This is a genomic window from Rhodopseudomonas sp. B29, assembly GCF_000333455.1.
Lineage (GTDB): Bacteria > Pseudomonadota > Alphaproteobacteria > Rhizobiales > Xanthobacteraceae > Rhodopseudomonas.
In genome coordinates, this window is sequence record NZ_BADD01000221.1 from 1 (window position 1) to 3,414 (window position 3,414).

Genomic DNA, 3,414 nt, shown 5'->3' on the forward strand with positions numbered 1-3,414 from the left:
TACTACGAGAAGTCGGCGGCGCTCGGCAATGCCGACGCGACGGCAGCATTGAAGCGCGCGGACTGCCCGTTCGCGATCAAGGACAAGCGCGGAAAACTGGTGAGCAACCTATGCTTCTAGCCCGCCTTCGCGGTTGGTTCTGACGCCCATTCTTCGCAAATAACAACCACAATGCTTACGGCCGCCTCGGCCGGCGCACTCGGCCGGCTGATCCAGGTCAATAACAGAGCTCAACCGCTATGAGACAAGTCGCGACATTTCGATCGAGCGCCGGTGTGTGGCATCACGCTGGCTGCTGTCGTGCGCGGACGTGGACGGCGATTGTAGCCGAAGCGCCGTTCCGCGGCGATCGGCCGCGGGGGCGTGGGGATTAGCATGGGCCATCAGAAGAAGGCCGGCCTCGGGCTTCTGATCAGTGCGATCGGCGTCGTCTACGGCGACATCGGTACCAGTCCGCTGTACGCGCTGAAGGAAACCTTCGCGGGCCACCATCCGATTCCGGTGACGCCCGAGAATATATTCGGCGTGCTGTCGCTGGTGTTCTGGACGGTGATGCTGCTGGTCACCGTCAAATACGTCATCGTCATCATGCGCGCCGACAACCACGGCGAGGGCGGATCGCTGGCGCTGCTCGCCCTCGTCACCGAGCTGACGAGGGGCAGGCGCGTGCACTATCCCTTGATGATGCTCGGTGTGATCGCCGCGGCGCTGTTCTACGGCGACAGCATGATCACGCCGGCGATCTCGGTGCTCAGCGCGGTCGAGGGCCTCGAGGTCGTTACGCCGGATCTGAACGCCTACGTCGTGCCGGTCACGGCGGTGGTTCTCACAGGGCTGTTTGCGATCCAGTCGCGCGGCACCGGATTGGTCGGCCGCCTGTTCGGGCCGGTGATGTGTCTGTGGTTCGTGACGCTCGCGGCGCTCGGCATCGGCAGTATCGTGCGCGCGCCGGAAGTCCTGGTCGCGATCGATCCGAGCCATGCCGTCGAATTCGTGATCCGTCATCCGCTGATGAGCTTCTATGCACTCGGTTCGGTCGTGCTTGCGGTGACCGGCGGCGAGGCGCTCTACACCGACATGGGACATTTCGGCCGGTTTCCGATCCGGCTGGCGTGGTTCGGCCTCGTGCTTCCTGCGCTGATGTTGAATTACTTCGGGCAGGGCGCGCTACTGATCGCTCATCCTGCGGCGATCCAGAATCCGTTCTTCCGCCTCTGCCCCGAGTGGATGGTGATGCCGATGGTCGGGTTGGCCACGCTCGCCACCGTCATCGCGTCGCAGGCCGTGATCTCCGGCGCCTATTCGGTGGCGCGGCAGGCGATTCAGCTCGGCCTGTTGCCCCGGATGACGATCGTCCACACCTCGGGCGAGGAGGCGGGCCAGATCTACGTGCCGTTCACAAACTGGACGCTGTACATCGCCGTGATGGCGCTGGTGATCGGCTTCCAGTCGTCGAGCAATCTGGCGGCGGCCTACGGCATCGCGGTGACTGGCACGATGATGATCGACACGATTCTGGTGTCGTTCGTGATGGCGCTGCTGTGGCGCTGGAACATCTGGCTGGTCGTCGCCGTCGCCGGCACGCTGCTGCTGGTCGACTTCGCTTACTTCTCCGCCAACATCATCAAGGTGGCGCAGGGGGGCTGGTTCCCACTGTTCATCGGCTTCATCTCCTTCACCGTGCTGACGACCTGGCGGCGCGGCCGCGCGTTGGTACGTAAGCAGCTCAAGAAACAAGCGGTCCCGCTCGAGGTTGTGATGCGCGCGCTCGGGCCCAACGTGTCGCGAGCCCGGGGCACGGCGATATTTCTCACCGCCGCGACCGACGGCGTGCCGCCGGCGCTGCTGCACAATCTCAAGCACAATCAGACCGTCCATCAGCGCGTGGTGCTGGCGACCGTGACGACGGCGGAAACGCCCTATGTTCCCGACAGCGAGCGCGTGCACATGACGGAGATCGGCGACGGGTTTTACCGTCTGATCATCCGCTACGGCTTCATGCAGACTCCCGACGTTCCGGCCGCGCTGGTGCTATGCAAGCAGTTCGGCCAGGAGTTCAACATGATGTCGACGTCGTTTTTCCTGAGCCGCGAGACATTCGTGCCGAGCCTCAATCCCGGCATGGCGCTGTGGCGCGAGCGGCTCTTCACCTTCATGACGCTGAATGCGACACGGGCGACGACGTTCTTCAAGATTCCGACCGATCGCGTCGTCGAGCTCGGTACTCAGCTCGAGATTTGAAGGTGGGATGGGATTTGAAATCAGGAGCGCTTGTGACGAACAGCTCTGTCACCGCATTCATCGAAAACACAAAATAGCAGTCGTAGAGATCGGCGCCTTGAATTGCCGACGCTGATATCAGATTCCGCCTTCTCGCTCAGGCCATGCCGAGCGAGAAGGCGAGGATACCGATGGCCGCGTGCGAGACGATCAGCGGCCAAACATTCAGCATTCGCCAATAGGCGATACCCCATACGACCCCGAGCAGGAAGGTGTTGAGCAGCAAGGCCGGATCGCCGTAGCACAGGTGGATCAGCGAGAACATCGCGGCCGAATACACCACATAGGCCCAGCCGCCGCGCTGCAGCCGATCAGTGAGCAATTTCGGGATCGATCGGCAGACGACCTCCTGGCATGGGCTCGATACCAGCACGTAGAACGGCGCGAAGCTGAGCCAGGCCGGCGGCTTGCTGTCGAATGTGAATATTGGTGTCTGCAGCAACATGACTGCCGCGATGGCGGCGGTGATGGCGAGGCTGCCGATCCAATGCTGTAGCCGATGCGGCTTGCCGAGCCCCAGATCCGTGAGGCCGAAACCGGCCCAGCGGCAGATCGCGAAGCAAATGGCGGACACGATCAGCAGCGCATAGACCCGGGCGCCGAACGGCAACAGCCCGGCCTGTATGGCGATGCCGGGCAGGGCGAGCAGCAGCGTCATACCGGCGAGCGGCGCGAGCTTCCATCGCGCATCAATGGCGGCTGCGGGTTGGGGCGTCGCCGCCGTTTCGGCTTGTCGCAAAGTTGTCATGGAGCCCATAATGCGACGAAGTCGCAGGCGTTCCAGTCACAACTTCGGGCGTCGGTAATCGTCCGAGGCCTGGCCGCAGCGGCGAGACATTCAGCGGCGGACGCCGACACCCACCCCGATCGCGCCGCCGAGCCGCACGCAGGTCGAACTGCCTTCGACTTGAACGAAGCCAGGGCCGAACTCGGCGCACGGATTGGCCCGCGTCTGCTTAGGGGCCGGCAGCGCAGCGGGCTTGTCTCGTGGCTTCTCGCGAAGCTCGCCGGCCGGTGCCAGACCGGGCAGGGTGGTGCCGAGCAGGGCGAGAGCAATGACGACGGGTTTCATTCGGGTTTGATAGCCGAGCCTGCGCTTTCGATCCAGCTCGCAACGGTGCCGGTCAGGGGCCG

General features: G+C 63.6%; 3 protein-coding genes and 1 pseudogene. 2 read left to right on the forward strand and 2 right to left on the reverse strand.

Annotated features, from left to right (window positions below; translation table 11 throughout):
* Window positions 1–120 (forward strand): annotated as a pseudogene (locus I5M_RS33570) (sel1 repeat family protein); the annotation flags it as partial.
* A gap of 255 nt (window positions 121–375) precedes the next feature.
* Window positions 376–2,241, forward strand: a complete 1,866-nt coding sequence (locus I5M_RS07805) for a potassium transporter Kup (RefSeq protein ID WP_022720888.1) — start codon at window positions 376–378, stop codon at window positions 2,239–2,241.
* Window positions 2,242–2,377: 136 nt separating this feature from the next.
* Here the strand turns inward: I5M_RS07805 and I5M_RS07810 are convergent, their stop codons facing one another.
* Both I5M_RS07810 and I5M_RS07815 read right to left on the reverse strand, forming a co-directional pair.
* A complete protein-coding gene (locus tag I5M_RS07810) occupies window positions 2,378–3,037 on the reverse strand; it encodes a CPBP family intramembrane glutamic endopeptidase (RefSeq protein ID WP_031335816.1) in 660 nt (219 codons plus the stop codon).
* A gap of 81 nt (window positions 3,038–3,118) precedes the next feature.
* Window positions 3,119–3,414, reverse strand: a 296-nt coding sequence (locus tag I5M_RS07815; protein WP_307705243.1) for a hypothetical protein, incomplete at its 5' end; no start/stop codon positions are given.

Coding starts and splice junctions, on each gene's coding strand:
- I5M_RS07805 (WP_022720888.1), top strand. CDS start 376: ATGGGCCATCAGAAGAAGGCCGGCCTCGGGCTTCTGATCAGTGCGATC.
- I5M_RS07810 (WP_031335816.1), bottom strand. CDS start 3,037: ATGGGCTCCATGACAACTTTGCGACAAGCCGAAACGGCGGCGACGCCC.